The sequence below is a fragment of the Geodermatophilus sp. DSM 45219 genome, assembly GCF_900104025.1.
Taxonomy (GTDB): Bacteria; Actinomycetota; Actinomycetes; order Mycobacteriales; family Geodermatophilaceae; genus Geodermatophilus.
In genome coordinates this window covers 131,757-155,619 of the sequence record NZ_FNIQ01000004.1, presented here as the reverse complement: position 1 = coordinate 155,619, position 23,863 = coordinate 131,757, and the positions used below count along the sequence as shown (strand labels likewise).

Here is a 23,863-nt window from a genome sequence, read left to right as displayed (position 1 = left end):
TGTCGACGACTGGTCGTCCGCGACCTACCCGGCGACCTCACCGGTACACCCCCGTGTGGATGCGTGTGCCAACCGGTCGGGGGTAGGGCGGGGACCCCGAGCTCCCAGGAGGAAGCACATGAAGGCCGTCGTCTACCGAGGCCCGAAGGACGTCGCGATCCAGGACGTGCCCGACCCGACCATCCAGTCCCCCACGGACGCCGTCATCCGGATCACGACGACGAACATCTGCGGGTCGGACCTGCACATGTACGAGGGCCGCACCGGCGTCGAGGAGGGCAAGGTCCTCGGCCACGAGAACATGGGGATCGTCGAGGAGGTGGGTCCCGGCGTCGACCGCATCACGGTGGGCGACCGGGTCTCCGTCCCGTTCAACGTCGCCTGCGGCACGTGCCGGAACTGCACCACCGGATGGACGTCGTTCTGCCTGCGCGCCAACCCCACCGAGGGGATGGACGGCGCGGCCTACGGCTACGCCAACATGGGCCCGTACGACGGCGGCCAGGCCGAGTACCTGCGGGTGCCGTGGGCGGACTTCAACCTGCTGCGGCTGCCACCGGGCACCGAGCACGAGAACGACTTCACGATGCTGTCGGACATCTTCCCCACCGGCTGGCACGGCGTGGAGCTCTCCGGGCAGCAGCCCGGCGACCGGGTGGCCGTCTTCGGCGCGGGTCCCGTGGGGCTCATGGCGGCACACAGCGCGCTGCTGCGCGGCGCTTCGGAGGTCTTCGTCGTCGACAAGGAACCCGACCGGCTCCGGCTGGCCGGGAGCATCGGCGCCACCCCGGTCGACTTCTCCCAGGGCGACCCGGTGGAGCAGCTGATGGACGCCACCGGCGGGCGCGGGGTCGACCGCGGCGTCGAGGCGGTCGGCTACCAGGCCCACGACCCCTCCGGGCAGGAGCACCCGGAGCTGGTGCTCGACAACCTGGTGCAGGTCGTGCGCTCGACCGGCGGGATCGGCGTCGTCGGTGTGTACATGCCCCAGGATCCCGGTGCAGCCACCGACCTCGCCAAGGAGGGCCGCATCCCCTTCCAGTACGGCCAGTTCTTCACCAAGGGCCAGTCGATGGGCACCGGCCAGTGCCCGGTCAAGCGGTACAACCGGCAGCTGCGCGACCTGATCCTCACCGGGCGGGCCACGCCGTCGTTCATCGTCTCCCACGAACTGGGCCTGGAGCAGGCCGTCGAGGGCTACGACCGGTTCGACCGGCGCGAGGACGGCTGGACCAAGGTGCTGCTGCACCCGGCCGCCTGATCTGCCCTGCTCCCGCGGCACGCCAGCGAGGCCGTGCCGCGGGAGTACGCCACCGCGCGACGGGTATCCGAGCCGCATGGCTGACACCCAGGACGGACCAGAACTGCACCCGGTGACCCGCGAGCTGGCCGACGGCCCCAACTACGCCGCGATCAGCACGCTCATGCCCAGCGGCCACATCCAGACCCAGTACATCTGGGTGGGCACCGACGGCGACCGGCTGTACGTCAACACCGAGCCGCACCGGCAGAAGTTCAAGGACCTGGAGCGGGATCCCCGCGTCACGCTGGCGATCCGGGACGAGGCGGACCCCTACCGGTACGCCGAGGTGCGGGGCCGGGTGGTGGGCACCGAGCGCGGTCAGGCCGCGCGGGACCAGATCGACGAGCTGTCGCAGAAGTACGACGGCAAGCCGTACCCCCCGGACCAGATCAAGACCGAGCGCGTCATCGTCTGGATCGAGCCCGAACGGCAGACGATCGCCGGGTGACGTGCCGGCCCGGTCGCGGGCGACCTGGCCGGCAGGCCGATCAACCCGAGAAGGCCGCCTTGTAGGCGCCGCCGACGATCTCGCCGTCCTGGACGATGACGTGGTCCTTCTCCAGCGGCTCCCCCGCCAGGTAGGCCTCCAGGCACAGCCGGGTGTCGGCGGCGTACCGGCGCTGGGCGTCGAGCGTCGTCCCGGACACGTGCGGGGTCAGCATGTGGTTCGGCATCCGCCGCCACGGGTGGTCGGCGGGCGCGGGCTCGGGGTACCAGACGTCGCCGGCGTAGCCGCCGAGATGCCCTGACTCCAGCGCCTCCACGAGGGCCTCGGTGTCGACGATGCCGCCGCGGGCGACGTTGACGATCCAGGCGCCCTTCTTCATGCCGGACAGGACGTCGCGGTCGAACAGCTTCTCGGTCTCGGGCGTCAGCGGCGCGGTGATGACGATGGCGTCGCAGCGCTCCTGCATCTCCTCCAGCCGCGCGTACCGCGCCCCGATGACCTGCTCCTGCGGGTGCTCCAGGCGGGTGCGCTTGTAGTAGAGGGTCTCCACGTCGAAGCCCTTGAGCCGGATCGCGATGAGCTGGCCGATGGCGCCGGCGCCGTAGATGCCGACGGTCTTGCGCTCCAGGTCCCAGGAGCGGGCGGCGATCTCGCCGATGTCCCAGCGGCCGTCGACGACCTGCTGGTAGGCCGGCACGTAGTTGCGCACGAGCGCGAGCAGCTGCATGACCGCGTGCTCGGCGACGCTCACCACGTTGCTGCCGGTCTGCTCGGCGACGAGCAGGCCGCGGTCCGCGGCGGCGCGCAGGTCGACGTGGTCGGAGCCCACGCCGGCGGTCAGCACCAGCTTCAGCTCACGAGCGGCTTCGAGCAGCTCCCGGTCGGCGTAGACCGGCCAGAACGGCGTGGTGATCAGCACCTCGGCGTCCGCGAGCTCCTTCGTGAGCTCCTCGCCCTCGCGGGCCGACGTGGAGACGACCTGGTGCCCCTCGCCCTCCAGCCACTCGCGCAGCCCGAGCGCGTTCTCGGCGCAGCCGAGCAGCTCTGGCGGGGCGCCGCTCTCGGGCGCGGGGTACAGGGACATGACGATTTTCACGGCGGCTCCTGCCGGTGGTCTGCGGCGCCCGGCTGCTCGAGCAGGGCGCCCCTACCCGCCTCTCCTCGACGGGACGCATCGCGACGGGGACGGGTGAGCGCCGTCCGACCGGGTAGGGCGCGAACGGCGACGGCCGCGATCGAGCCCAGGTCCGCGGTGCATGCTCGTTCCAGGAGGACACGTGAAGGCAGTGGTGTGGCACGGCGTCGGGGACATCCGGTTGGACGACGTCCCCGATCCGACCATCCAGGATTCGACCGACGCGATCGTGGAGATCACCGCGAGCGCGATCTGCGGCACCGACCTGCACTTCGTGCGGGGCACGATGAGCGGGATGGTCGAGGGCACGATCCTCGGCCACGAGGCGGTCGGCGTCGTGCGCGAGGTCGGGTCGGGGGTCCGGAACCTGCGGCCGGGCGACCGGGTGGTCATCCCCTCCACCGTCGCCTGCGGCACGTGCTCGTACTGCCGGGCCGGCTACTACGCCCAGTGCGACAACGCCAACCCCAACGGCGCCGACGCGGGCACCTGCTTCTTCGGCGGGCCGCAGACCACCGGCCCGGTCGACGGCCTGCAGGCGCAGTACGCCCGCATCCCCTTCGCGCATGTGGGACCGGTGTGGCTGCCCGACGAGGTCGGCGACGACGCGGCGATCATGCTGTCGGACATCTACCCGACGGCCTGGTTCGGCGCCCGGCTGGCCGAGGTCGGCCAGGGCGACACCGTGCTGGTGCTCGGCGCAGGGCCGGTCGGCCAGTTCGCCGTCACCAGCGCCTTCCAGCAGGGGGCCGGGCGGGTGCTCGTCGTCGACGGCATCGGCTCGCGGCTGGACCAGGCCCGTGCCCGCGGCGGTGAGGCGATCGACTTCAACGCCGAGGATCCAGTGGCCGTGGTCAAGGAGCTGACCGGTGGCATCGGCGTCGACCGGGTGATCGACGCCGTCGGCGTGGACGCGCAGCGCCCGAAGAGCGGGCCGGCGGCCGAAGCGGCCGAGCAGCAGGCCGGGCAGTTCGAGCAGGAGCGCTCGCAGGTGGCCCCCGAGCAGAACCCGCAGGGCGACACCTGGGTGCCCGGCGACGCGCCCAGCCAGTCGCTGCAGTGGGCCGTCGAGGCCGTCGCCAAGGCCGGCAGCATCGGGATCATCGGCGTCTACCCGCCGCAGATGACCAGCTTTCCGACCGGTGCGGCGATGAACAAGAACCTCACCGTGAAGATGGGCAACTGCAACCACCGCCGCTACATCCCGCACCTGCTCGACCTGGTGCGCACCGGCGCGATCGACCCCTCGACGGTGCTGACCCAGGTCGATGACATGCCCTCGGTGCTCGACGCCTACGAGACCTTCGACCAGCGGCAGACCGGCTGGACCAAGGTCGCCCTCGACCCGTCGTCCTGACCCAGTCACACCGCATCACGGCGGTCACCGCCGGCACGTCCGATCACACCGGCACCCGGAAATCCGCCGGGAACAGGAGGTACCGCGTGAACATCGACAGGTCGCACGTCGTCCAGGTGCTGCGGACAGGCGGCCGTATCGACGAGGCCCGTCGGGCAGCGGACGAGCTCGACGTGGAGGTCGACACCGTGCGCGATGCCGACCTCCTCCGCGAACTCGGCATCGACCCGGACAGCCGAGCTCAGGGCGGCGGACTGGCCCTGCACTGACCGCCCATCTCCCACCCCCATCCCACCCAGGAGGCATCCATGGCCGCCCACGCCGGCGAGAAGGCCCAGAAGACAGGCGACTTCTACTGCGCCCACTGCAGCGAGAAGGTGCACGTGCAGCAGGGCGACGAGATCCCGCCCTGCCCCAACGGGCACAAGACCTTCGAGACCCGTCGCAACGAGCCGGGGAACAAGAGCTGATCCGCCCGGCCTCACCACGCGCGGCGACGTCCACCTCGCCGCTCGGGCGTCATCCGGGGAAGGTGCGCCGGGTGCGTGCCGCGACGTCACGCGGGTAGGGCGCAACCATGACCGTCGACGTCACCCCCGGGACCGTGGCCGTGTACACCGACGTGGTCTGCGCGTGGTCGACCGTCGCGCTGCACCGCTTCTACGCGGCGCGGTCACGGCTCGGCCTGGATGGCGCCGTCCGGATCGACCACCGGCTCTTCCTCTTGGAGGACGTCAACTCCTTCGCCATCCCCATGCGCATGCTCAACGCCGAGTTGCCCGTCGTCGGCCAGCTCGAGCCCGACCTCGGCATCACCCCGTGGCAGGGCCAGCCCTCGGACTGGCCGGTGACGGTGCTGCTGGCCAACGAGGCGGTGCACGCGGCCAAGACCCAGTCGCCGGCCGCTGCCGAGCAGCTGGACATGGCGCTGCGGCTGGCCTTCTTCCGCGACAGCCGGTGCATCTCGATGCTGCACGAGGTCCTGGACGTGGCGCGCGGCTGCGACGCCGTGGACGCCGGCGCGCTGGCCGCGGCGCTGGACGACGGCCGCGCCCGCGGGCCGATGATGGCCGACTACCGCGCGCACGCCGGCGAGGTGCAGGGCAGCCCGCACTTCTTCCTCGCCGACGGCTCCGACGTGCACAACCCCGGCACCGAGCAGCACTCCTCCGCTGCCGGCTACCCGGTGGTGGACTCCGACGACCCGTCGGTCTACGACGACCTGGTGCGGCGCGCGGCCGGAATGCCGCGATGAGCGAGCGGCTGGTCGCGGACCTGGTCGTCGAGCGGCTACGTGCCTGGGGCGTCCCGCGGGTGTTCGGCTACTCCGGCGACGGCATCAACGCGGTCATGGGCGCGCTGCGCCGGGCCGACGGCGACCCCGCGTTCGTGCAGGCCCGGCACGAGGAGGCCGCGGCCTTCATGGCGGTAGGGCACGCCAAGTACACCGGCGGCGTCGGCGTCGTCCTCTCCACGCAGGGGCCGGGGGCGGTGCACCTGCTCAACGGCCTCTACGACGCCAAGCTCGACAGCGCGCCCGTGGTCGCGATCATGGGCCAGCAGCAGCGCACCGTGCTGGGCGCGGAGTACCAGCAGGAGATCGACCTGCTCTCACTGGTCAAGGACGTCGCCGCCCAGTTCGCCCAGACGGTCACCGCCCCCCAGCAGGCGCAGCTGGTGCTCGACCGCGCCTTCCGCACCGCGCTGGAGACCCGCTCCCCCACCGTCGTCGTCCTGCCGCACGACGTGCAGCAGCAGCCGGCCCCCGAGCCGGAGCAGGAGCACGGCGTCGTCGTCACCGCGCCGACCTGGCGGCGCGGGCGGCACCTGCCCGCCGAGGAGGACCTGCGCGCCGCCGCCGACGTCCTCAACGCCGGGCAGCGGGTGGCCCTGCTGGTCGGCCAGGGCGCCCGCGGCGCCCAGCAGGACGTCGTCGCCGTCGCCGACCGGCTGGGTGCCGGGATCGCCACCAGCCTGCTCGGCAAGCCCTACGTCGACGAGGCGCACCCGGCCGCCGCCGGGGTCATGGGCCACCTGGGCACGACGGCGTCCGCCGCCCTGCTCGGCGGCTGCGACACCCTTCTGATGGTCGGCACCAACGACCCGTGGACCGAGTTCTACCCCGCGCCTGGCCAGGCCCGGGCGGTTCAGACCGACGTCGACGGCCGCCACCTGGGGGACCGCTACCCGATCGAGGTCGGGCTGCCCGGTGACGCCGCCGAGACCCTGCGGGCGCTGCTGCCGCTCCTCGAGGACCGCAGCGGGTCGCCGTGGCGGGCCGAGGTCGAGGACGCCGTCCGTTCCTGGCACGAGCTGTCCGCGCAGCGGGCAGCGACGCCGGCCACGCCGGTCAACCCCGAGGCGGTCGTCGCCGAGTTGAGCCCGCGGCTACCGGTCGACGCCCAGATCGCCGTCGACGTCGGCTCGGTCACCTACTGGTACGCCCGCCAACTGCGGCTGCCCCGCGGTGTGCCCGCGCACCTGTCCAGCACCCTGGCGTCCATGGGCTGCGCGGTGCCCTACGGAGTGGCAGCGAAGCTGGCCGCACCGGATCGGCCGGTCGTCGCACTCTCCGGCGACGGCGCCATGCAGATGCTCGGCAACGCCGAGCTCGTCACGGTCGCGCACCGCTGGCGGCAGTGGGCCGACCCGCGGTTCGTCGTCTGCGTCCTGGTCAACCGCGACCTCGCCGAGGTGACCTGGGAGCAGCGGGAGATGGAGGGAGACCCGCGCTTCGACGACAGCCAGGCGCTGCCCGATTTCCCCTACGCCGGCTACGCCGACCTGCTGGGGCTCACCGGCATCCGAGTCGAGGATCCCGCCGATCTCGGGCCGGCATGGGACCGAGCGCTGGCCGCCGACCGGCCTGTCGTCGTCGAGGTACGCACCGACCCCGACGTCCCCCTGCTGCCTCCCTTCCCGGCAGGCGAGCAGAAGCTGGACTCGTTCCGCTCTGCACTGGATCAGGAGGGCGCTGCGGGTGCCCGCGCCCGCGCGTTGCTGGACACCTACGCCGAGCAGGAGGGCTCGGAGGACTGACCGGCAGCGGCCTCGCAAGGTGGCTCGACCCGTCGTGCGGCGTGGTCGGAACGGCGCGGAGCCCGGACAGAGCGGGTCGTGTCTGCGGTCCGCTCGACAGCGGTGCGGGACCGCCCGGACCTGCTCGGCAGCGGTGTGACCGTCCGAGCAGACCTCCCCCGAGAGATCGGGCCGGCCACTACGCGCAGTGCTTTGACTTCAACCCGCACGGCGCCGAGGCCGGCAGCTCATTCTCGCTGGCTCACAGGCGACCGGGCCGCTCGACGGCCTGTAGGCCCCGACGCCCGTGTGTCGTTCGCGCTACGTCGAGCCCCCATGGCTGAGCGAGGAGTGGGTGACGACCCCTCCCACACTCTTCACCGAGCCAAGCGCCCGGCGCCGCCCATGCACCTCGGCCGAACGGCGCACCGTAGGCATTGACCAGCGAATCGGGCGCCGCGCTCACAAGGCACACGGAAGGCACGAACGCTGGCGGTCTAGGCTAGGACCAGCAAAGACACGGGTGGAGGGACCCAGCCTTCCAAGCTGGCCATGCCGGTTCGATCCCGGTCACCCGCTCCACGCATGAGTGCGGGTCAACCCGGACGTCTTCATGGGCGCCCGGGAGTCGCCGACGGGGACGAAACCGCGGCCGGCCAGGTAGAGGCCGTCGTCGGTGAGACGCAGGCCCCCGGGGACGTTGAAGGTCTCCCCGGAGGCCAGTGTCACCCGCCAGCCGTCGGCGTAGTAGGGGGCGCTCACGGTCGCGACCGTGACCGGTGGGCCGCTGGGGCTGAGCAGGACATCGCCGGGACCCAGGTCCCCGAGAGTTGTCCAGTTCCGGCGGCTACCTCGCCCGCAGCAACTGGAACTCGACCTTCCGCCGCGCCGCCGACGCCATCGGCCTGCCAGCGGTCCGGCCGCACGAGCTCCGTCACTCCGGCGCCACCCTCGCCGCGTCGACCGGCGCGACCACCAAGGAGCTGATGCGCCGGCTCGGCCCACTCCTCCCCCGCCGCTGGGTCGTGGCACGAACCCCGGCCTGGATCAGCAAGCACCGCCGCTGCGTGCGCGACTACGAGACCCGGCCCGGGCACGCAGCAGCGATGCTCCACCTCGCCATGGTCATGACCCTGTCCCGCCGGCTGGCCCGGTGAGCGAGTTCCAAGGCGCGTTCTGAGACGACGCGGCCAACACGCGTCCATGAACAGCCCATCTCGATGAGGGCACCTCGTGACGGGGTTCGCGGACAGTCGTTCAGATGCTCGGCGCGTCACCACCGGCTGAATCCTGGAGCGCGTGAACGATGGGCCCGCGACCGCTTCGTCCACGAGCGGAAGGGCTCTGCCACATGAGCGGGTTGTCTCGGCGGGAGTTCCTGGAGTATGCGTCGGTAGCAGTGCTGGGGATCGGGCTGGGTCGTGGCTTGACCAGGCACGACCCAGCTGCTGAGAGCAGAGGCAGAACCGAGCGGCTCATCGGTGACGGGTCGACCGCCGACACAGGTCCCCAGCCGCACCAGCCGGTGCCCGAGCGACTGGAGCCAGGACAGACGCCGCCGCAGTTCGTCGTCTTCTCCTGGGACGGAGCCGCCAACCTGGAGACCGGGCTGTTCCCGCGGTTCCGCTCGCTGGCGGCCGAGTACGGCGCGGCGATGACCTTCTTCCTCAGCGGCATCTACGCCCTGCCGTCCGACCACCGGATGCAGTACGCCCCGCCACGGCATCCGGTGGGCGCCTCGGACATCACCTTCCTGTCCACCGCCGAGGTCGTCGCCACCATGAGCGAGGTCCGCGCCGCCTGGCTGGACGGCCACGAGATCGGCACCCACTTCAACGGGCACTTCTGCGGGGACAACGGGGTCTCGCTGTGGACGCCGGCCGACTGGGCCGAGGAGATCGCCCAGGCCAAGCGGTTCGTGCAGACCTGGAAGACCACCACCGGGCTGACCGGCCGACCCGACGTGGCGCCGCTCCCCTTCGACTACGAGCGCGAGCTCATCGGCGGCCGCACCCCCTGCCTGCAGGGCCAGGAGGGGCTGCTGCCCACCGCCGCTGCGCTGGGCTGGAAGTACGACGCCAGCTCACCCGGTGGAGTGCAGATCTGGCCCGACCAGCGGTTGGGCCTGTGGGACTTCCCACTGCAGGCTGTGCCGTTCCCCGACGCCCCCGCTGGTAAGGCCCGCCACGCCCTGGCGATGGACTACAACATCATGTACAAGCAGACCAACGGCGACACGGACGGCGACCCGGGCATGTACCCGACCTGGCGAGCCCAGGCCCGCGACGCCTATCTCGCGGGCTTCGAACGCGCCTACACCACCAACCGGGCGCCGCTGTTCATCGGCAACCACTTCGAGCAGTGGAACGGCGGCATCTACATGGACGCCGTCGAGGAGGCCCTGCGCCAGATGGCCGAACAGCCTGACGTGCGCCTGGTGTCCTTCCGCCAACTCGTCGCCTGGCTGGAGGTCCAGGACCCGACCACGCTCGCCCGGCTGCGGACACTCTCGCCGGGGCAACCACCTCCCGACGGATGGCCCATCTTCCTGGCGTCCTGATCATGGCGTGGGGCCCATCAGGGCCCACGATGCCGCGTAGTGATCCTCGCGGGCGGAGTCACGGACGGGGTCCGAACTCGAGCCTGGTGCCAGTGGGTCACACATGGGTCACGCGTGGGCCTCCGGACAGCGGAACAAGCGACTGACCAGCACAGACAAATTGGCGAGTCCCGCCTTTCACGCTGGCCATGCCGGTTCGATCCCGGTCACCCGCTCCACGCACTGACCAGGTCGTATGCCTCGTTTTCCCAGCTCAGCAGGGCGTCGGTGCCGCTCTTGTGCCTCAGTGAGGCAGACCCCTGCTGACCGCTGACCACCGGCTTTGACCGCTGCTTGAGGCACGACGAGGGCCCTACTTGCGTCATGACGGGGTCCCGCCCGGGCGCCCTCCGGGGACGACGGCAGGTGCCACTCCCCGAGCACGAGTTGGGACGCTTGAGCATCAAGCGGCAGGGCCCCTCGCCAGGTCACCCGTCATCGCGGACTTCCTTGACATCTGCACCCTGTCCGTATGGACCAATTTCGAGTTCGAGGGGGTGTAGTCCCTGGTGAGTCATCACCGTCCAGAACCGCAGCTCAGGGCGCGAACAGTACGAACATGAACCTGTCTGGACCGTGGTGGACGAACTCCGCTGGCACACACTGCCCTGTGCTCGCCACGTCCGACAGACGCTCGGCATCCCGCAACGAGAGGGTGACGGAGCGATCAACGGAAGCGGCGTACTCCAGGTGCGGCGACACCTCCTTGGGGATCGCCATTGGGGTGAGTGCATCTCGAGCGGGGTGAGCGGCGAGCAGCCCCGCCTTCGCACGTCAACGTGGCTCACACGTCTCGACGGACGGCGACGTCCGCCGTTGGCGAGAGCCGCAGTCAGCGCCCCCGTGCGGGAATCCTCACCGGGCGGGTGGCCTGGCTGCTCTCCGATGCCGCCAGCTTCATCACCGGCGCCGCCATCCCCGTGGACGGAGGCCGCGCCGCCCGCGGCGCCGACCCCGAAGACACCTGACCTACAGCACCGAGGCCAATCGCCTCCCCGCCGGAACAGGATGGGAAAACGGGGCGCCCGGGATGCGCGAGTGCTGCCAGCTGCCATGCTCGGCTGCATGGCCCTCACCGCGCTCGAGCCGCAAGAGATCGCGGTCGCACTCGAAGACCTGGTCGACTGGCGGCGGCACCCGCGAGCGCTAGCGACAGCGTACGAGGCCGGCAGCGTGCCGGCCGCGCTGGAGCTGGTAGCGGCCATCGGGGTCGTCGCTGAAGAGACCGGCCACCATCCCGATGTCGACTGGCGCTACCGGCACGTCTTCGTACGGACGACGACGCGCGCTGCCGGAAACCACGTGACCGAGCGCGATACCGCCTTGGCCGCCCGGATCAGCGCCTTGGCCGGCGAGCGAGGCATCCCCGCGGTGCCGGCAGCCGCCCGCTCCTACGAGATCGGCGTGGATGCGGACGACCCCGCGGCGCTGGCACACAGCTGGGCGGCCGCGCTCGGCTACCAGGTGGGGCCAGAGGAGGACGAGGTCACGGACCCCTTCGGTCGCGGACCGACGGTGTGGTTCCAGCGAACCGACTCGCCGTCCACGTCACGGCTGCACCTCGACGTGCACGTCGCCGACGAACTGCAGGGCGAGGTCGTCGCCGCCGTCGGCGCTTCGGGTGGCCGCACGCTCGACCCGTCCCACGCCCCCTCCTTCGTCGTCGTCGCCGACCCCGACGGCAACCGGTTCTGCATCTGCACCGTGCACTGACCGTCGGATCAGGCCCTGTCCCGCAGATCGATCGCTCAGTGGGACGGTGCGGCTCTACCGCCGGTGGTGCAGGCGAGCGGAGAGCGGCGGCGATCTCGGCGAGGGCGGGTTCGGCGTCGCTGAAGGTGGCCGGGTCACCGAGGAAGCCGTGCAGGTGACCGTTCCACCGCCGGTGCTGTACCGGCACGCCGGCAGCATGTAGGGCCCGGGCGTCGGCCTCACCCTCGTCTCGGAGGACGTCGTATTCGACGGTGAGGACGTAGGCCGGCGGCAGCCCGGCCAGGGACGTGGCGCGCATCGGGGAGGCGTCCGGGGAGGCGGGGTCACCGTCGGGGCCGAGGTTGTGGTCCCAGTAGGACAGCCCGTCCTGGTGGACGAGGCCGAAGCCCTGTCCGCATTCGGCGTAGCTGGAGCAAGTGTTGCGGTCCTGATGACCCCTGTTTTCCGCTGCGTGGGTCATGAACGGGTCACGCCGCTCGGCGCGATACGGCCAGATAGCGGCCCTCGTGTGCCCCTCTTCTGGACCACGACTGGTCACCCGATGAGCTCGAGGCCGTGCCGGGCGGCGACCGCCGAGCAATCTGCGCGACTGGAACCGCCGTGCGCTCTGCCGCCGCCCGGCTGTAGTTGACGACGGCGTAGACGGCGTACTGCCACAGCGGGGTCTCCCACCAGCCGACATCGCTCACCAGGTCGGGCTGCAGGCCGGCCACGCATGCACGCGGCGGCGCACAGGGCGTATTGGCTGTTGCGGTGTCCGACACGGCTGCGGAACGTCACCTCCGGCAGGTAGCGCTCTCGCAGTCCCTCATACGCCAGCGGCTCGGCGCCGGCCGGGCGCGTGACTGAGAGCCGCTGCCGCCATCAGGTCGGAGCCGTCGTCGCCGGCTGCCAGACCGGACAGCACCGCAACCTGAGCGCGGCGATGCAGGACGTCCTGGTCGATGCGCTCCCGCTTCGTACCGCTACATCGTCACCCGAGGCCTCGTCCTGCACTGCAACCGCGAGGACGCCGCCCCGCGACTGAACCGAGAGCCCGGGCGGGACGGCGCAATGTAGTACGACAGGCGGCGCCAGCGGCAGGTCGATGTCACGATCAGGACACACCTCCACCTGCCAGTCGCTCAACGCTCTCCGGACAGACCAGCCGGACACCCCATGCGTCAGACGTATCGACGCCGTGGTCCGCGGAGGCGGCGCCTCCGTTCTTTGCGGGAGCAGCGGGAGTCCCTAGGTTCGACCGGGTGACTTCGCAGCTGTTCGCGTACCTGAGCTACCGCGACGCCCCGGCCGCGCTCGACTGGCTGGCCGCGCTCGGCTTCTCGGAGGTCCGGCGTCAGCAGGGGCCGGACGGCGAGGTGACGCACGCCGAGGTCCGCTGGGGGGATGTCGCCCTGATGGTGAGCAGTGACGACGCCGACTACCAGGTACCGCCGCTGATCGGACGGTCCACTGGACGCGGTCTCTACCTGCGCGTCGAGGACGTCGACGGGGCGTTCGAGCGGGCCGTTGCCGCCGGTGCCCAGCCGGTCATTTCGCCGGAGGACACTCCCTTCCACACCCGGCGGGCGCGAATCCTGGACCCTGGCGGTCAGGAGTGGAGCTTCGGGACCTATGAGCCCGGTGTCTCCTGGTAAGCGGTGCCCGGGCGCTTTTTGGGACCACCGGACCGTGGCAACCGCTGTGGCGATCGCAGCCGGGTCCCTGAGGTCGCCGGTCCTCGCCGCTGGGCTCAGGCATGATCGTGAGCGGGACGAGGGTCCAGACGCTTTGGGCGGTGCCCTGCGCGCCGGGAGGGAGTACGCCTGGTGGAGTTCCGGAAGGCCAAGGTCGTCAGCCTCAAGGCGCATCCGACGCTGAACGAGAAATGGCTCCAGGCGATCCTCGCTGACCATCCGAGCCTGCTCGGCCTCGGCGACGGTCTCGTCCTCAAGGACGCCGAGCGGCGTCAGCCTCGCGCCGGGCGACTCGACCTGCTCTTCAGCGACCCTGAAGCGAACACGCGTTACGAAGTCGAGGTCCAGTTGGGCGCGACCGACGAAGCCCACATCATCCGGACCATCGAATACTGGGATCTGGAGCGAACCCGATTCCCGCAGTACGAGCACGTCGCCGTTCTGGTCGCTGAGGACGTGACCAGTCGTTTCCTCAACGTCGTCGCGTTGTTCAACAAGGCGATCCCCATCGTCGCCGTCCAGATGCGCGCGTTGGAAGTCGCCGACGGCGTGGTTACCATCAACGCCACGACTGTGCTGGACATCGTCCGGCTCGGCACCGAGGAGGAGGACGAACCCGGCCAAGCCACCGACCGGGTCTACTGGACCGACAAGGGATCCCCGACGATGGTCGCGCTCGCCGACGAGATCCTCGGCATGGTCAACGAGATCACCGGCGCGAAGTTGGACCTGAAGTACAACAAGTTCTACATCGGCCTCGCTCGCGACGGTCTCGCGGACAACTTCGTGCAGTTCCGGCCCCGGAAGAAGCACCTGATCGTCGAGTTCCGCATTCCACAAAGCGACGAAGTGACCGCCCTGATCGAGCAGTCTGGGGTCGAGGAGCTGTCGTACAACACCCGGTGGGGCCGGTACCGGATCCAGGTAGACGGCAAGGCGGACCTGAACAAGCACCGGGCTCTGGTGGCGGACCTGATCCGCCGGTCCAGCGGTACCTCCGCTCCTAGCGAGGACTGACGCCGCTGGGAGGCCGAGGCCAGGAATCCAGCTCAGCAGCGAGCGGTAGGGTTTGAGCAGTCAATCCCTTGTCGTCCGGGCTGTCACTGTCACTGGCACCGGCGCCGGGCAGCCCGTCCGCCAGGCCATCCTCTTCACCGGCATCTTCCCCGGGCACGACCACGGTGCGGTAACCGGCCGAGTCCGGCGACTCCCCTGACGAGATGAACGCCTTTGTGTGGGCGGCAACCGAGGTCATGCTCGAGGGAGAGCCGGAGTTGGATTCCCTCACGGCCTAGTACCAGCCGCCCCCGGGCTCAATTTCTCCGTTGGCGACCTTCCATAGTCGCCGAAGCGAGACTCTCAGATTGCCGGCTCGTTCCTTTAAATGGTCCGGCAAGATTCCGGCCCGGAAGGCATGCACCATCACATCCTTCGCCGCGTCCGCCACTGGCCCCGGAGATGTCATGTCAAGGACCGCAACTTCTTCTTCCAACTTTCCCAGGACTTCGTCAAGCTTGTCCCGATGAGGCTCGGATAGCTCGATCGCAGGAGGAGGAGCGCCTGTGACTCCAACACTTTTGGCCCACATCAGCGACCTGTCCTGCACATCCTCGTCCTCTACGCCGTAGATCGCGGCTTGAGCGATTCTGTTCAACCCCGCCGCTCTCTGCGCTAGGCGCGCGATGTCCGTCACTATTCGTCGGTCTTCGCTTCCGATGGCCGAGTAGGACCGGAGATCGGTACCCGTCAGCTCCGTGCCGCCGCGCGCACTCGCCCGCTGGGCCACCTTCCACCGCTCAAGTTCGGCGACCGAGTACGTGCTCTCATGACGGTCGACTGGCTTGTGGTGCTTTCCGCACAACAGCAGGAGGTTGCCAGGACCATTCACGTCTCCGGTGTAGTCAGGATCGTGTCGCGGACCACCGCGCAGCTCGGAGCGGATGTGCGCGATTTCGGCGATGGCCGTCTTCTTGCCTCGGTCAGTGAAGATTAGCGGCTCGCCACAGCCGGGGTAGGCGCATGCGCTCGCCTCGCCGAACAGTGTCTTGATGGTGGGCAGAGTGTAGTTGCGGCTCACCCGCTCATTACATCGGGTAGGTCAAGCGGTCCAACGAGTAAGGTCGTCAGCACGGGACTGATCCAACGTGGCCCCTCTGAGCGAAGAAGACCTGCCATGTCGCCGCAAACGATAAAGGCTTGCCGTCCCACACTTCGCCCAGTCTCGCCTTGTGGCAACGCGTAAAACTGCTCGCCGACCTGCGGGGGCTCGACATCTCACCTGGGCAGCCGGAGAGTCCCCACGCTCTCCCGCCGGGGCGCCGGGGTCTGATGGAGGGTCACCCAGCGCGGAACACGCGCCTGCAGGGCAGGAAGCGCGGGCTCTCCAGATTGGGTTTCATCAAGGTGTACGCCGGAGTGACCGACGGCGAGTGGTACCGCAAGCTGGCGGAACAGCCCCGGTGCGGAGGTGGATTTCTCGCGTCCAGCTGGTGCCCGAAGGTTCCAGGCGATCAGCCCTGCGGAGCCGTTCTTCTTTTAGACCCACTACCCGCACAATCAGGTCGTGGACGGACAAGTTTGCAACGTCTACCGGTTCCTCGAGGCCTGGAAAGAGTACCTGCGCTGTTGCTGGCCGACCTCGCCGAGGACTTGCAGCCGCTGACCCAGGAGCCGATCGAGTTCAGTCCCGGGGACGTCGTCGAGCAGTGGGTGGACCTGGGCTGGGCGCTGACGAACCGGTGGCCCGACACCTCCGAGGATGCGGCGGCCACGTCCCGGGCGCTGACGCGCCTGCAGACGGCGTTCATCTCCGACCGCGTCGACGTCGCCGCCGTGCATCGCGACATGCTGGCCGTGAGCGAGTTCTTCGGCGGTCCGGAAGACCAGGCGCGGTAGGAGTTCATGCACGACCGAATCCAGGAGTGATTCGGTGTACAAGGAGTACCTCTGCTCAACGCCGGGCGTATGTCGCCGATCATCTGACCTGACTGTCGGCTGCTTCCCCTGCGAGAAGCGTGAAACCTCGGAGGCGGGGGTGTCAGTTGCCGGCGGCTCGGTACCGCTCGACGACGTCGGCCTTGATCCGACCGCGCGGAGACACCGTGATGCCCTGCCCAGCAGCCCAGGCGCGCACTGCAGCCGGGTCAACACCCGAGTAGGCCGGCTTCGCGGCAGCGGCGCGACGGCCTCCACCAGATGAGAGCTTCCGGGCGGCCTTCACGTAGCGGGAGAGCGCCTCACGCATCGCCGCAGCGTTCTCGTCGCTCAGGTCCAGTTCATACTCAGTCTTGTCGAGGGCAAACTGCACGGTCGTGCTGGCCAGCGCATCGCCATTCAGGTCATCGACCAGTACAACCTCGGTTCTAGTAGCCACGAGCCCTAGGGTCCAGAGCTGTGATCCGGATGTCAAGAAGGAAGCGACAGAAGAGTGAGACACGTCGACCTTGTGATGGAAGTAGCCACGAGTTGCACCCGCTCCACGCAAAGCCGGAGGTCGAGCGGCTTGTTAGCTGTGCTGATGAAGTCTGGAGGACCCTGCAGAAGGGCCGTTTCGGGCCCCTGGAGACCCTTGTTCTCCGCTCCATCAATCATCAATGGGTTAGGCCGGGCGCGCTCATACGGCCAGGTAGAGGCCCTTCTTCGCCCTCCTCCCACGACCACAACTGGTCACGGGGTGAGCTTGAGGCCGTAGCGGGCGGCGATCCGCCGGGCGATCCCCTCTGCCGGCACCGCGGACCGCTCGGCCGCCGCCTGTGGGTCACGTACGAAACTGCGGATCGGACCTGCAACATGGGGGCCGTCTGACGGGGGTCAGTTCAGTCGGGCTGGTACACATTCGCGTCCCGCCACCGACGCCCTTGCCCAGATTCGGTGCGGCAACTGCTCGCCGCGCTCACCTATGACGACCGGCCATCGATGACCTCGAGTGTCGTCGGACAGGGGTACAGGGTTCGAGCCGGGCACCCGTCACGGGCGACGTGCGGCGGGGGCTGCGCCGACGGGGCAGACGACGCCCCGTCGACGCAGCAAGGGACGTCAGCTCCGCACCAGAGCGGGCCACCGGTCGTGCCAGGGAGCAGCCGCCTCGAACGCCGCGGCCGCGCGCAGGACGGACTCGTCCTGGAGGTGCCGGCCGACGATCTGCAGGCCGACGGGCAGGCCGTCCTTCGTCCAGCCGGCCGGAACGGTGGCTGCCGGCTGACCGGTCATGTTGATGGGCAGCGTGAAGGACAGCCATTGGAAGGACGGCACCATCCGGCCGTCGACCTTCTCCGGCCCCTGCACGTGCACCGGGAACGGCGGAACGGTGAGCGTCGGGGTGAGGAGGAGGTCGTAGTTCTCCATGAACCGCCACATCCTGTTGTTCACCGCCTTCCGCGTCATCACCGCGTCGGTGAGGTCCTCGGCCGTCCATGGTCGGGCCAGGAACTCCACCAGGTGTGGGGACATCTCGTGCTCGGCGGCGAGGCGTCGCATCCCCCGCAGATCCGTGTCGAGAGCGACGATGCCCCAGAAGGCGGCATACGGGTCCGCGAAGCCGGGGTCGGCCTGCTCCACGACGCAGCCGAGCTCCTTCTCGAAGACGGTGACGGCGCGCTGGACGGTCTCGCGCACCTCGGGGTCAACCGCGGCGTAGCCGAGGTCGGGGCTGAAGGCCACGCGGAGCCCCTGGATGTCGCCGGACAGGCAACCGGTCCAGTCCACGTCCGAGGTCGGGATCGTGTGTCGATCGCGGGGGTCGGGACCGGCCATCACCGACAGCATCAAGGCGCTGTCGGCCACGGTCCGCGACATGGGACCGATGTGCTCCAGGGACTCCCAGCTCGAGACCCCGGGAAACCGCTCGTCGCGGCACCCCGGGTACAGCGGAACCCGTCCCATCGACGCCTTCATGCCGAAGAGGCCGCAGTGGGCCGACGGGATGCGCACCGATCCGCCACCGTCGCTGCCGACGGCGATGGGGCCCATGCCGGCCGCGACAGCGGCTCCGGAGCCGGCGCTGGAGCCTCCCGGGGTCATCGCGGGGTTCCACGGGTTGCGCGTCGTCTCGAAGACCGGGTTGTGCCCGACCCCGCTGTAACCGAACTCTGGCACGTTGGTCTTGCCGATGATGATGGCGTCGGCCGCCTTGAGGCGTTCCACGACGATGTCGTCCTCGTCGGGTACGAAGTCCTCGTAGGCCTTCGAACCCATCGCCGTCCGGATACCCTTGGTCGCCACCAGGTCCTTGATGCCGACGGGCACGCCCGCCAGCGGACCGACCCGCTCCCCAGCGGCGATGCGGCGTGCGAGGTCCTCCGCCTGCTGGCGGGCGAGGTCGAGGGTCGGGGTGCAGAACGCGTGCAGCACGGGTTCGACGGCATCCATCCGGTCGCTCACCGCCTGGACGACGTCCACGGGCGAGAGCTCGCCCGCCTTGACCGCCGCGGCCAGGTCGGTCGCCGGCATGGCGCAGATGTCGGTCATGGTCGTGATCTCCTCCTCGATCAGGCGGCGACGCTGGGCGCGGCCGCCGGCTTGGTCATGCCCTCCGCTTCCGCGGCGTTGACGACAGACGGTTCCTCGGCTCCCAGCGACGGACCGACGGTCTTGGTGAGGAGCCCGTAAGTCACGAGCGCGACGGTGATCCCCGGGATGCCGAAGATGAAGTTCGGGAAGGCGAAGTACATGAGCAGGCCGGTACCGATGCCGAGCGCGACGGCGATGATCGCGGCGAAGTTGACGGGCGATCGGCGGTCCAAGCCGTACCCGTGCCGCCCCCGGACCAGGAAGTAGTCGCTGATGATCACGCCGCCGACCGGGGGCACGATGAGACCGATGGTGATCAGCAGGTTGGTGACGTTCCCGATCACGCCCGTCATCGCGGCGATGATCCCGAGGACGGTGCCGAGGATGGCGGCCCGACGCCAGTTGACGTTGGGCAGGCTGTTCGAGAAACCCATTGCGGCGTTGTACAGGCAGGCGTCCGCGGTGGACCAGGTGCTCAGGATCGCGATGGCCGCGAGCGGAATGAGCACCGACAGGCTGTCGGAGTCGAGGAAGTAGGGCACGGTCGGGTCGTCGATCGCCGCCGCGAACAAGGCGCCCAGGATCATGAAGGGCGCGTTGCTGAAGAGGAATGCGATCCCGGTGACGCCGATGGCCTGACCGCCCGTGCGGGTGTAGCGGACGATGTCACCGGTCATGGTGCCGCTCACCGCGTACGTCGCCCAGGCGATCCCGGCACCGGTCAGGAAGGACATCGAACCGTCGCCCGTGGACTCGAACAGGGCCGACCCGGCCGGGAAGACCTTCGTGACGAGGTAGTAGATGACGAACAGCACCATCGCCGGAATGGCGATCTGACGCACGAGTGCCATCGACTTGATACCGAAGATCACGGGAACGGCGTAGATCACCCCCACCACGAGCGCGATCAGCGCCACGGCCACGCCCGACTCGATCGCGAAGGCGGCCCGGATGATGTCGGCGGTGAGCCAGGTGTGGAAGCTGAACCACCCGGTCACCAGGACGGCGAGGATGACGATCGGGATGACCGAGCCCCGGCCGCCGAAGACCGCACGGACCGTCAGGGGGAAGTTCAGCCCCCACTTGCCGCTGGCATAGCCGAGGGCCGACGCGTACACGAACAGGATGACGTTGCCGGCGATGATGGCGAGGATCGCGTCCACCGTGCCCAGGCCCTGCTGGATCGTGCCGCCGATCACCGCGCAGATGAAGGCGATCCCGAAGCCCGACCACACCCAGGCCGGCTGGCCGAAGCCCAGCCGGGCCGCCATGGGCACGGGAGTGGAGTGGTACTCCTCGTTGACGCTGGGATCAGGTGATGGGGACGTGGACATGAACGGCCTCCGACGGTCCGACTAGCAGGGGGTGGTGGGTGGGACGACGGGCGATGGCGTCGCGGCCTCGAAGTCGGCCGCGAGATCGAGCAGCCGGTGCTCGCCGAAGGGACGGCCGACCAGTTCGAGGCCGACGGGCGTCCCCAGCTCCGTGAGACCGGCGGGGACGGTGACCGCGGGCAGGCCTGACTGCGCGGCGATGACCGTGTTGGTGCGGAACGTCTGGGTCTGCACCTCCCCCATCCGCAGCTCCTCCGGCGTCGGGGCGATCCCCGGCGTCGTGGGGAAGCAGAGAGCGTCGAGCGCGTGGGTCTCCATCAGCCCGACGAGCCGCGCCCGCAGGTCGTGCTGCGCGCCCTCTCGCCTCGGCAGCTCCCCCGGATCGGGTTCGCTTTCGGCGATCGCGCGCAGCAGATCCAGGCTCTGGTCGAACAGGCCCTGCCGGACGATCGAGGCGACGTCCCGAAGCCGGACCGGCCGGCGGGACAGGAAGGCGTCGATGTCCGACCGCGAGCGGGACAGGTACAGCGACGTCTCGCGCAGCCGGTCGGCGAGATCCGCCATCGAGACGGGGACCACACTCGCTCCGCAGGCTTCCAGCGTCGACAGCGCAGTGCCGAGGACGCGGCTCACCGGTCCGGTGCTCTCGTCGTCACCGTCCGCGAGCGCCTCGGTCAGCAGGCCCATCCGAGCGCCGTGGAGAGCTCCCGGCCGGAGCGCCGCCCGATAACCGCCCACGGCCACCCCCCGGCGCCGGCACACCGATGTGGCGGGGTCGGTGGGGTCGAAGCCCACCAGCACGTCCAGCAGCGTGGCGGTGTCGGCGACCGTGCGGGTGATCGGGCCGGCGGTGTCCTGGCTCGCCACCAGCGGGGCAATCCCCGACCGGCTCACCAGCCCGGTGGTCACCCGGAGACCGACCAGGTTGTTGTAGGCCGCCGGGATCCGGACCGAGCCCCCGGTGTCCTCGCCGATGGCGACGGGCGCGAACCCCGCGGCAACTCCGGCCGCTGACCCGCTGCTCGATCCTCCGGCATCGCGCTGGAGGCTCCACGGGCACCGGGTGTAGCCGCTGCGTGAGGACAGCGAGAACCAGGACGCCGCGAAGTCGGGCATGGTGGTCTTGGCCAGCACGATGGCGCCGGCGGCCCGGAGCCGCTTCACCACGGTGGCGTCCCGATCCGGGACGTAGCCGCGCATGGCCATCGAGCCGAACGTGGTCTCGATCCCTGCCGTTTCGATCTGGTCCTTGACCAGGACGGGGATCCCGTGCAGCGGCCCGGTGAACCGACCGCTGCGCAAGATGTCGTCCAGCCGGCGGGCGACCTCGAGCGCCCTCGTGTTCCGGGCCGTGAGCGCGTTGATGCCCGGTTTCCGCTGGTCGAAGCGGTCGACCCGTGCCAGGCACGTCTCGACGAGCGCCTCGGCAGTCAGCTCGCCGCTCCGGTAGCCACCATGGAGCGTGTCGATCGACGCATACGGGGCCTGCTCAACCGGGAACATGGACCTGGTCCCGTGGCGGTGCGGTGACGGACATGGGCGCATCCTGGCGTCGAGCGCGGTGGTCACGACTCACCGCGGGGCACTGGTGCCCGCTTCCTCCGCGCTTGCAGACCCGCGCCCGCCAGGGAAGCGAGTCCTGACCCACGGAATGCCACGGCGTACTCCCTCCGGCCACGGTTCGCAGCGAAGCTAGGTGTGACGAGCGACATACGTCAAGCCTTTACGGTCAAAGGTTCTACCTTTGGCGCTGCTACCGTGGAAGCCATGGACCCCGCCCGGGATGCCGACCGCGCGACCCCGCCGCTCGCAGTCCGCCCGGTGATGATGCGGACCGCGGCCGGCCAGGTGGTGGATCAGCTACGCACTGCCATCATCGACGGCCGCCTACGAGCGGGCGATCGCCTGCCGAGCGAGCAGCAGATGGCGCAGGACTTCGGGGTCTCCCGGGGAACGGTCCGCGAGGCCATCAGGACCCTGGCCGCGAGCAACCTGGTGACCTCGACGCGGGGGGCCGCCGGTGGCACCTTCGTCACCACCCCGCAGGCAGGGGAGCTGGCCGAACGGATCGGCGAACAACTCGGCCTGTGGTTCCGCGCCGGCAACATCTCCCTGGCCGAGGTCCAGCACGCGCGCCACGTACTGGAGCGCGAGTGCGTGGCGCTGGCGGCGTTGAACCGGACGGAGGAGGATCTCAGCGCCATGCGGCGGCCGATCGAGATCTCACGGGATCCCGGACTCGGCGAGGACGCGTGGCTGACCACCGATGTCGAGTTCCACACCGCGGTCAGCAAGTCGGCCAAGAACAGCATCCTCGAGCTCGCCATGACCGCTGTCCACTTGGTGCGGCCTCGGACCAACCGACTCCTGCTCAAGGAGCTTCGCCGGGACTGCATCGCCGACCAGCACTGGGCCATGTACGAGGGCATTCGCGACCGCGACGTCGCGGCCGCGACGGCGGCCTTCGAGCGGCACTTTTCCTACCTCCGGGACATGCAGCAGCGCGTGCTCGCCGACGCCCATGCCGACGCCGAAACGATGCCGGTCCTGGACATCCCCGGAGAGACTGGACCGACGCCCCATCTGTTCGGGGACGCCCACCAGGACGCTGCCCGGTAACGCCGCTACTCCTGGCCTGTTTCGGCGCCGCCCTCGGCGTGGCCGCGCGAGCTGTGTACCCGCCCGTGCTCGCCTCGGGACCGATTCGACTTCGGGGCGGGTGACGACTCCTGGAGTGACGCACCGCGAGAGACGTCGTTGGGACGGGCCCGCACTTCCGGGGCGAAGTCGCTATCGCCTCTTGGGCTCGCCGCGGACAACCGCTGTCGCCCCGAGCTGCCTCGGGCTCGCGGCCGCGACGCGCGAGTTGGCAGACGAAACCCTCATCGCCGGGCCTCCGGACGGGCCGGACACGTCGCCGGGCGGATCGACGTCAGGTCACCGGCGCTACTCGTCGTCGAGGGCGATCACCTCGATCTCCGCGGCGCCGGTGTTGCCGCCGCTGGTCCGCTCGGCGTCGATCCGCAGGATCTGCCCGGTGAACTCCACCTCGTTGACCACGGAGGCGGTGCCGGCGTCGAACGGACCGTACGTCCGTCCGCCGTCGACGGTCACGGTGAAGGTCTCCACCACCGAGGAGCCGTCGCTCATCGAGCGGCTGCGCAGAGCGACCCCGACCACGTGCACCGGGCGGCCCAGATCGAGGGTGATCGACGCGTCGTCGCCGTCCCCGGCACTGGACCATTCCGTCGCCAGGTCGCCGTCGACGGCGGCGTCCGCCCGGAAGTCGTCGGAGAACTCGGAGCTGACGTCGACGACCTGCGCACCGACGGCCGCGTTCCGGCCAGGCGCCTCCGGGTCGTCGGCCGGGGGCGTCCGGAAGCTCCTGAGTCCACTGCGGTACAGGCTGCCGTCCGATCCCGAACCCTGCACCCGGTAGAAGTACTCGGTGTCGGGTTGGAGCCCGCTCATGACGGCCTGATGGTCGGTGTGCGCCCCGCCACCCATGTCGGCGTCCGTCGCGATCCCACCGCCCAGGGACTCGTCCCGCCCGAAGACCACCGCGCAGGCCATGTCGAGCTCGGTCGTGACCCGCAGGACGGCCGACGTGCCGGCCGCGTCGGGCACGACCACCGGGTCGTCGACGAAGACCTGCTCGGCGGCGAGCACCGGCGGGTCGCCGGAGGCGGACGTCCCCGCTCCGCCACAGCCGACCAGCACCAGGGCGGCCAGGGTCGGCACCGCCAGCGCGCGCATCGCTCGGAAGCTCATG

The 23,863-nt window shown here is 69.9% G+C and carries 24 protein-coding genes, 1 tRNA gene and 1 pseudogene; 15 read left to right on the top strand and 11 right to left on the bottom strand.

The window, feature by feature from the left end; all coding sequences use genetic code 11:
- Positions 1-118: 118 nt before the first annotated feature.
- Together BLR12_RS13680 and BLR12_RS13675 are read left to right on the top strand one after the other, a co-directional pair.
- Positions 119-1,261, top strand: a complete 1,143-nt coding sequence (locus tag BLR12_RS13680) for a glutathione-independent formaldehyde dehydrogenase (protein WP_091379000.1) — start codon at positions 119-121, stop codon at positions 1,259-1,261.
- A gap of 76 nt (positions 1,262-1,337) precedes the next feature.
- Positions 1,338-1,751, top strand: a complete 414-nt coding sequence (locus tag BLR12_RS13675; RefSeq protein WP_091378997.1) for a PPOX class F420-dependent oxidoreductase — start codon at positions 1,338-1,340, stop codon at positions 1,749-1,751.
- 40 nt (positions 1,752-1,791) lie between these two features.
- Here the strand turns inward: BLR12_RS13675 and BLR12_RS13670 are convergent, their stop codons facing one another.
- Positions 1,792-2,847 carry an NAD-dependent formate dehydrogenase gene (locus BLR12_RS13670; RefSeq protein ID WP_205730236.1) on the bottom strand — a complete coding sequence of 352 codons (1,056 nt, stop codon included), beginning with the start codon at positions 2,845-2,847 and terminating at the stop codon, positions 1,792-1,794.
- Between the two features lie 181 nt (positions 2,848-3,028).
- On the opposite strand from BLR12_RS13670, the gene BLR12_RS13665 reads away from it, so the two are divergent.
- The 6 genes from BLR12_RS13665 (at position 3,029) to BLR12_RS24560 (ending at position 7,843) form a co-directional block, all read left to right on the top strand.
- Positions 3,029-4,243, top strand: a complete 1,215-nt coding sequence (locus BLR12_RS13665) for a zinc-dependent alcohol dehydrogenase (RefSeq protein ID WP_091378992.1) — start codon at positions 3,029-3,031, stop codon at positions 4,241-4,243.
- An 86-nt stretch (positions 4,244-4,329) separates the two neighbouring features.
- Entirely contained in the window at positions 4,330-4,512 is a 183-nt protein-coding gene (locus BLR12_RS13660) for a hypothetical protein (RefSeq protein WP_091378989.1), read from the top strand.
- 39 nt (positions 4,513-4,551) lie between these two features.
- Complete coding sequence (locus BLR12_RS13655) at positions 4,552-4,713, top strand: zinc ribbon-containing protein (RefSeq protein WP_091378987.1); 162 nt, start codon at positions 4,552-4,554, stop codon at positions 4,711-4,713.
- Positions 4,714-4,820: 107 nt separating this feature from the next.
- Positions 4,821-5,498, top strand: coding sequence for a DsbA family oxidoreductase (locus BLR12_RS13650; RefSeq protein WP_091378984.1), 678 nt, complete (start codon positions 4,821-4,823; stop codon positions 5,496-5,498).
- A complete protein-coding gene (locus BLR12_RS13645; RefSeq protein ID WP_091378981.1) occupies positions 5,495-7,282 on the top strand; it encodes a thiamine pyrophosphate-requiring protein in 1,788 nt (595 codons plus the stop codon). The genes BLR12_RS13650 and BLR12_RS13645 overlap by 4 nt, the downstream gene beginning before the upstream one ends.
- A 499-nt stretch (positions 7,283-7,781) precedes the next feature.
- A tRNA-OTHER gene (locus BLR12_RS24560) sits at positions 7,782-7,843 on the top strand.
- On the opposite strand, the gene BLR12_RS13640 is transcribed toward BLR12_RS24560, so the two are convergent.
- Positions 7,832-8,023, bottom strand: coding sequence for a hypothetical protein (locus tag BLR12_RS13640; protein ID WP_091378978.1), 192 nt, complete (start codon positions 8,021-8,023; stop codon positions 7,832-7,834). The genes BLR12_RS24560 and BLR12_RS13640 overlap by 12 nt on opposite strands.
- 68 nt (positions 8,024-8,091) lie before the next feature.
- Between BLR12_RS13640 and BLR12_RS24870 the strand changes: the two genes are divergently transcribed.
- Positions 8,092-8,418: a site-specific integrase gene (locus BLR12_RS24870; protein WP_218120664.1), complete on the top strand. Its 327-nt coding sequence runs from the start codon at positions 8,092-8,094 to the stop codon at positions 8,416-8,418.
- 368 nt (positions 8,419-8,786) lie between these two features.
- A complete protein-coding gene (locus BLR12_RS13630) occupies positions 8,787-9,821 on the top strand; it encodes a polysaccharide deacetylase family protein (protein ID WP_255363485.1) in 1,035 nt (344 codons plus the stop codon).
- A gap of 576 nt (positions 9,822-10,397) precedes the next feature.
- Here BLR12_RS13630 and BLR12_RS24555 read toward each other — a convergent pair.
- Positions 10,398-10,580, bottom strand: coding sequence for a hypothetical protein (locus BLR12_RS24555; protein ID WP_091378972.1), 183 nt, complete (start codon positions 10,578-10,580; stop codon positions 10,398-10,400).
- Positions 10,581-10,925: 345 nt separating this feature from the next.
- Between BLR12_RS24555 and BLR12_RS24550 the strand changes: the two genes are divergently transcribed.
- Positions 10,926-11,573 (top strand): VOC family protein, encoded by a 648-nt coding sequence (locus BLR12_RS24550; RefSeq protein WP_176832511.1) that lies wholly within the window; start codon positions 10,926-10,928, stop codon positions 11,571-11,573.
- Positions 11,574-11,724: 151 nt separating this feature from the next.
- Here the strand turns inward: BLR12_RS24550 and BLR12_RS25545 are convergent.
- Together BLR12_RS25545 and BLR12_RS24865 are read right to left on the bottom strand one after the other, a co-directional pair.
- Positions 11,725-12,033: pseudogene (locus BLR12_RS25545) on the bottom strand (alpha/beta hydrolase fold domain-containing protein); the annotation flags it as partial.
- 7 nt (positions 12,034-12,040) lie between these two features.
- Entirely contained in the window at positions 12,041-12,286 is a 246-nt protein-coding gene (locus BLR12_RS24865; RefSeq protein ID WP_218120663.1) for a hypothetical protein, read from the bottom strand.
- A 531-nt stretch (positions 12,287-12,817) separates the two neighbouring features.
- Here BLR12_RS24865 and BLR12_RS13605 point away from each other — a divergent pair.
- Together BLR12_RS13605 and BLR12_RS13600 are read left to right on the top strand one after the other, a co-directional pair.
- Complete coding sequence (locus BLR12_RS13605; RefSeq protein WP_091378963.1) at positions 12,818-13,210, top strand: VOC family protein; 393 nt, start codon at positions 12,818-12,820, stop codon at positions 13,208-13,210.
- Between the two features lie 171 nt (positions 13,211-13,381).
- The gene (locus BLR12_RS13600; RefSeq protein ID WP_218120662.1) at positions 13,382-14,266 is read left to right on the top strand and encodes a hypothetical protein; all 885 of its coding nucleotides are present in this window, start codon (positions 13,382-13,384) and stop codon (positions 14,264-14,266) included.
- Positions 14,267-14,540: 274 nt separating this feature from the next.
- Here the strand turns inward: BLR12_RS13600 and BLR12_RS24045 are convergent, their stop codons facing one another.
- On the bottom strand, positions 14,541-15,326 hold the full coding sequence (locus BLR12_RS24045; RefSeq protein WP_143018774.1) for an HNH endonuclease signature motif containing protein: 786 nt from the start codon (positions 15,324-15,326) through the stop codon (positions 14,541-14,543).
- A gap of 548 nt (positions 15,327-15,874) precedes the next feature.
- Between BLR12_RS24045 and BLR12_RS13595 the strand changes: the two genes are divergently transcribed.
- Complete coding sequence (locus BLR12_RS13595) at positions 15,875-16,144, top strand: hypothetical protein (protein ID WP_255363484.1); 270 nt, start codon at positions 15,875-15,877, stop codon at positions 16,142-16,144.
- A gap of 142 nt (positions 16,145-16,286) precedes the next feature.
- Here the strand turns inward: BLR12_RS13595 and BLR12_RS13590 are convergent, their stop codons facing one another.
- From BLR12_RS13590 to BLR12_RS13575, 4 genes are all read right to left on the bottom strand, one after another.
- A complete protein-coding gene (locus BLR12_RS13590; protein WP_091378958.1) occupies positions 16,287-16,622 on the bottom strand; it encodes a histone-like nucleoid-structuring protein Lsr2 in 336 nt (111 codons plus the stop codon).
- Between the two features lie 662 nt (positions 16,623-17,284).
- Positions 17,285-18,715, bottom strand: coding sequence for an amidase (locus BLR12_RS13585; RefSeq protein ID WP_218120661.1), 1,431 nt, complete (start codon positions 18,713-18,715; stop codon positions 17,285-17,287).
- A 20-nt stretch (positions 18,716-18,735) separates the two neighbouring features.
- Positions 18,736-20,028, bottom strand: a complete 1,293-nt coding sequence (locus tag BLR12_RS13580; protein WP_176832510.1) for a cytosine permease — start codon at positions 20,026-20,028, stop codon at positions 18,736-18,738.
- A gap of 84 nt (positions 20,029-20,112) precedes the next feature.
- Positions 20,113-21,594, bottom strand: coding sequence for an amidase (locus tag BLR12_RS13575; RefSeq protein WP_176832509.1), 1,482 nt, complete (start codon positions 21,592-21,594; stop codon positions 20,113-20,115).
- A gap of 264 nt (positions 21,595-21,858) precedes the next feature.
- Between BLR12_RS13575 and BLR12_RS13570 the strand changes: the two genes are divergently transcribed.
- The gene (locus BLR12_RS13570) at positions 21,859-22,710 is read left to right on the top strand and encodes a FadR/GntR family transcriptional regulator (protein WP_143018773.1); all 852 of its coding nucleotides are present in this window, start codon (positions 21,859-21,861) and stop codon (positions 22,708-22,710) included.
- A gap of 327 nt (positions 22,711-23,037) precedes the next feature.
- Here BLR12_RS13570 and BLR12_RS13565 read toward each other — a convergent pair whose 3' ends face one another.
- Entirely contained in the window at positions 23,038-23,862 is an 825-nt protein-coding gene (locus BLR12_RS13565) for a discoidin domain-containing protein (protein WP_091378948.1), read from the bottom strand.
- Between the last annotated feature and the right edge of the window lies 1 nt (position 23,863).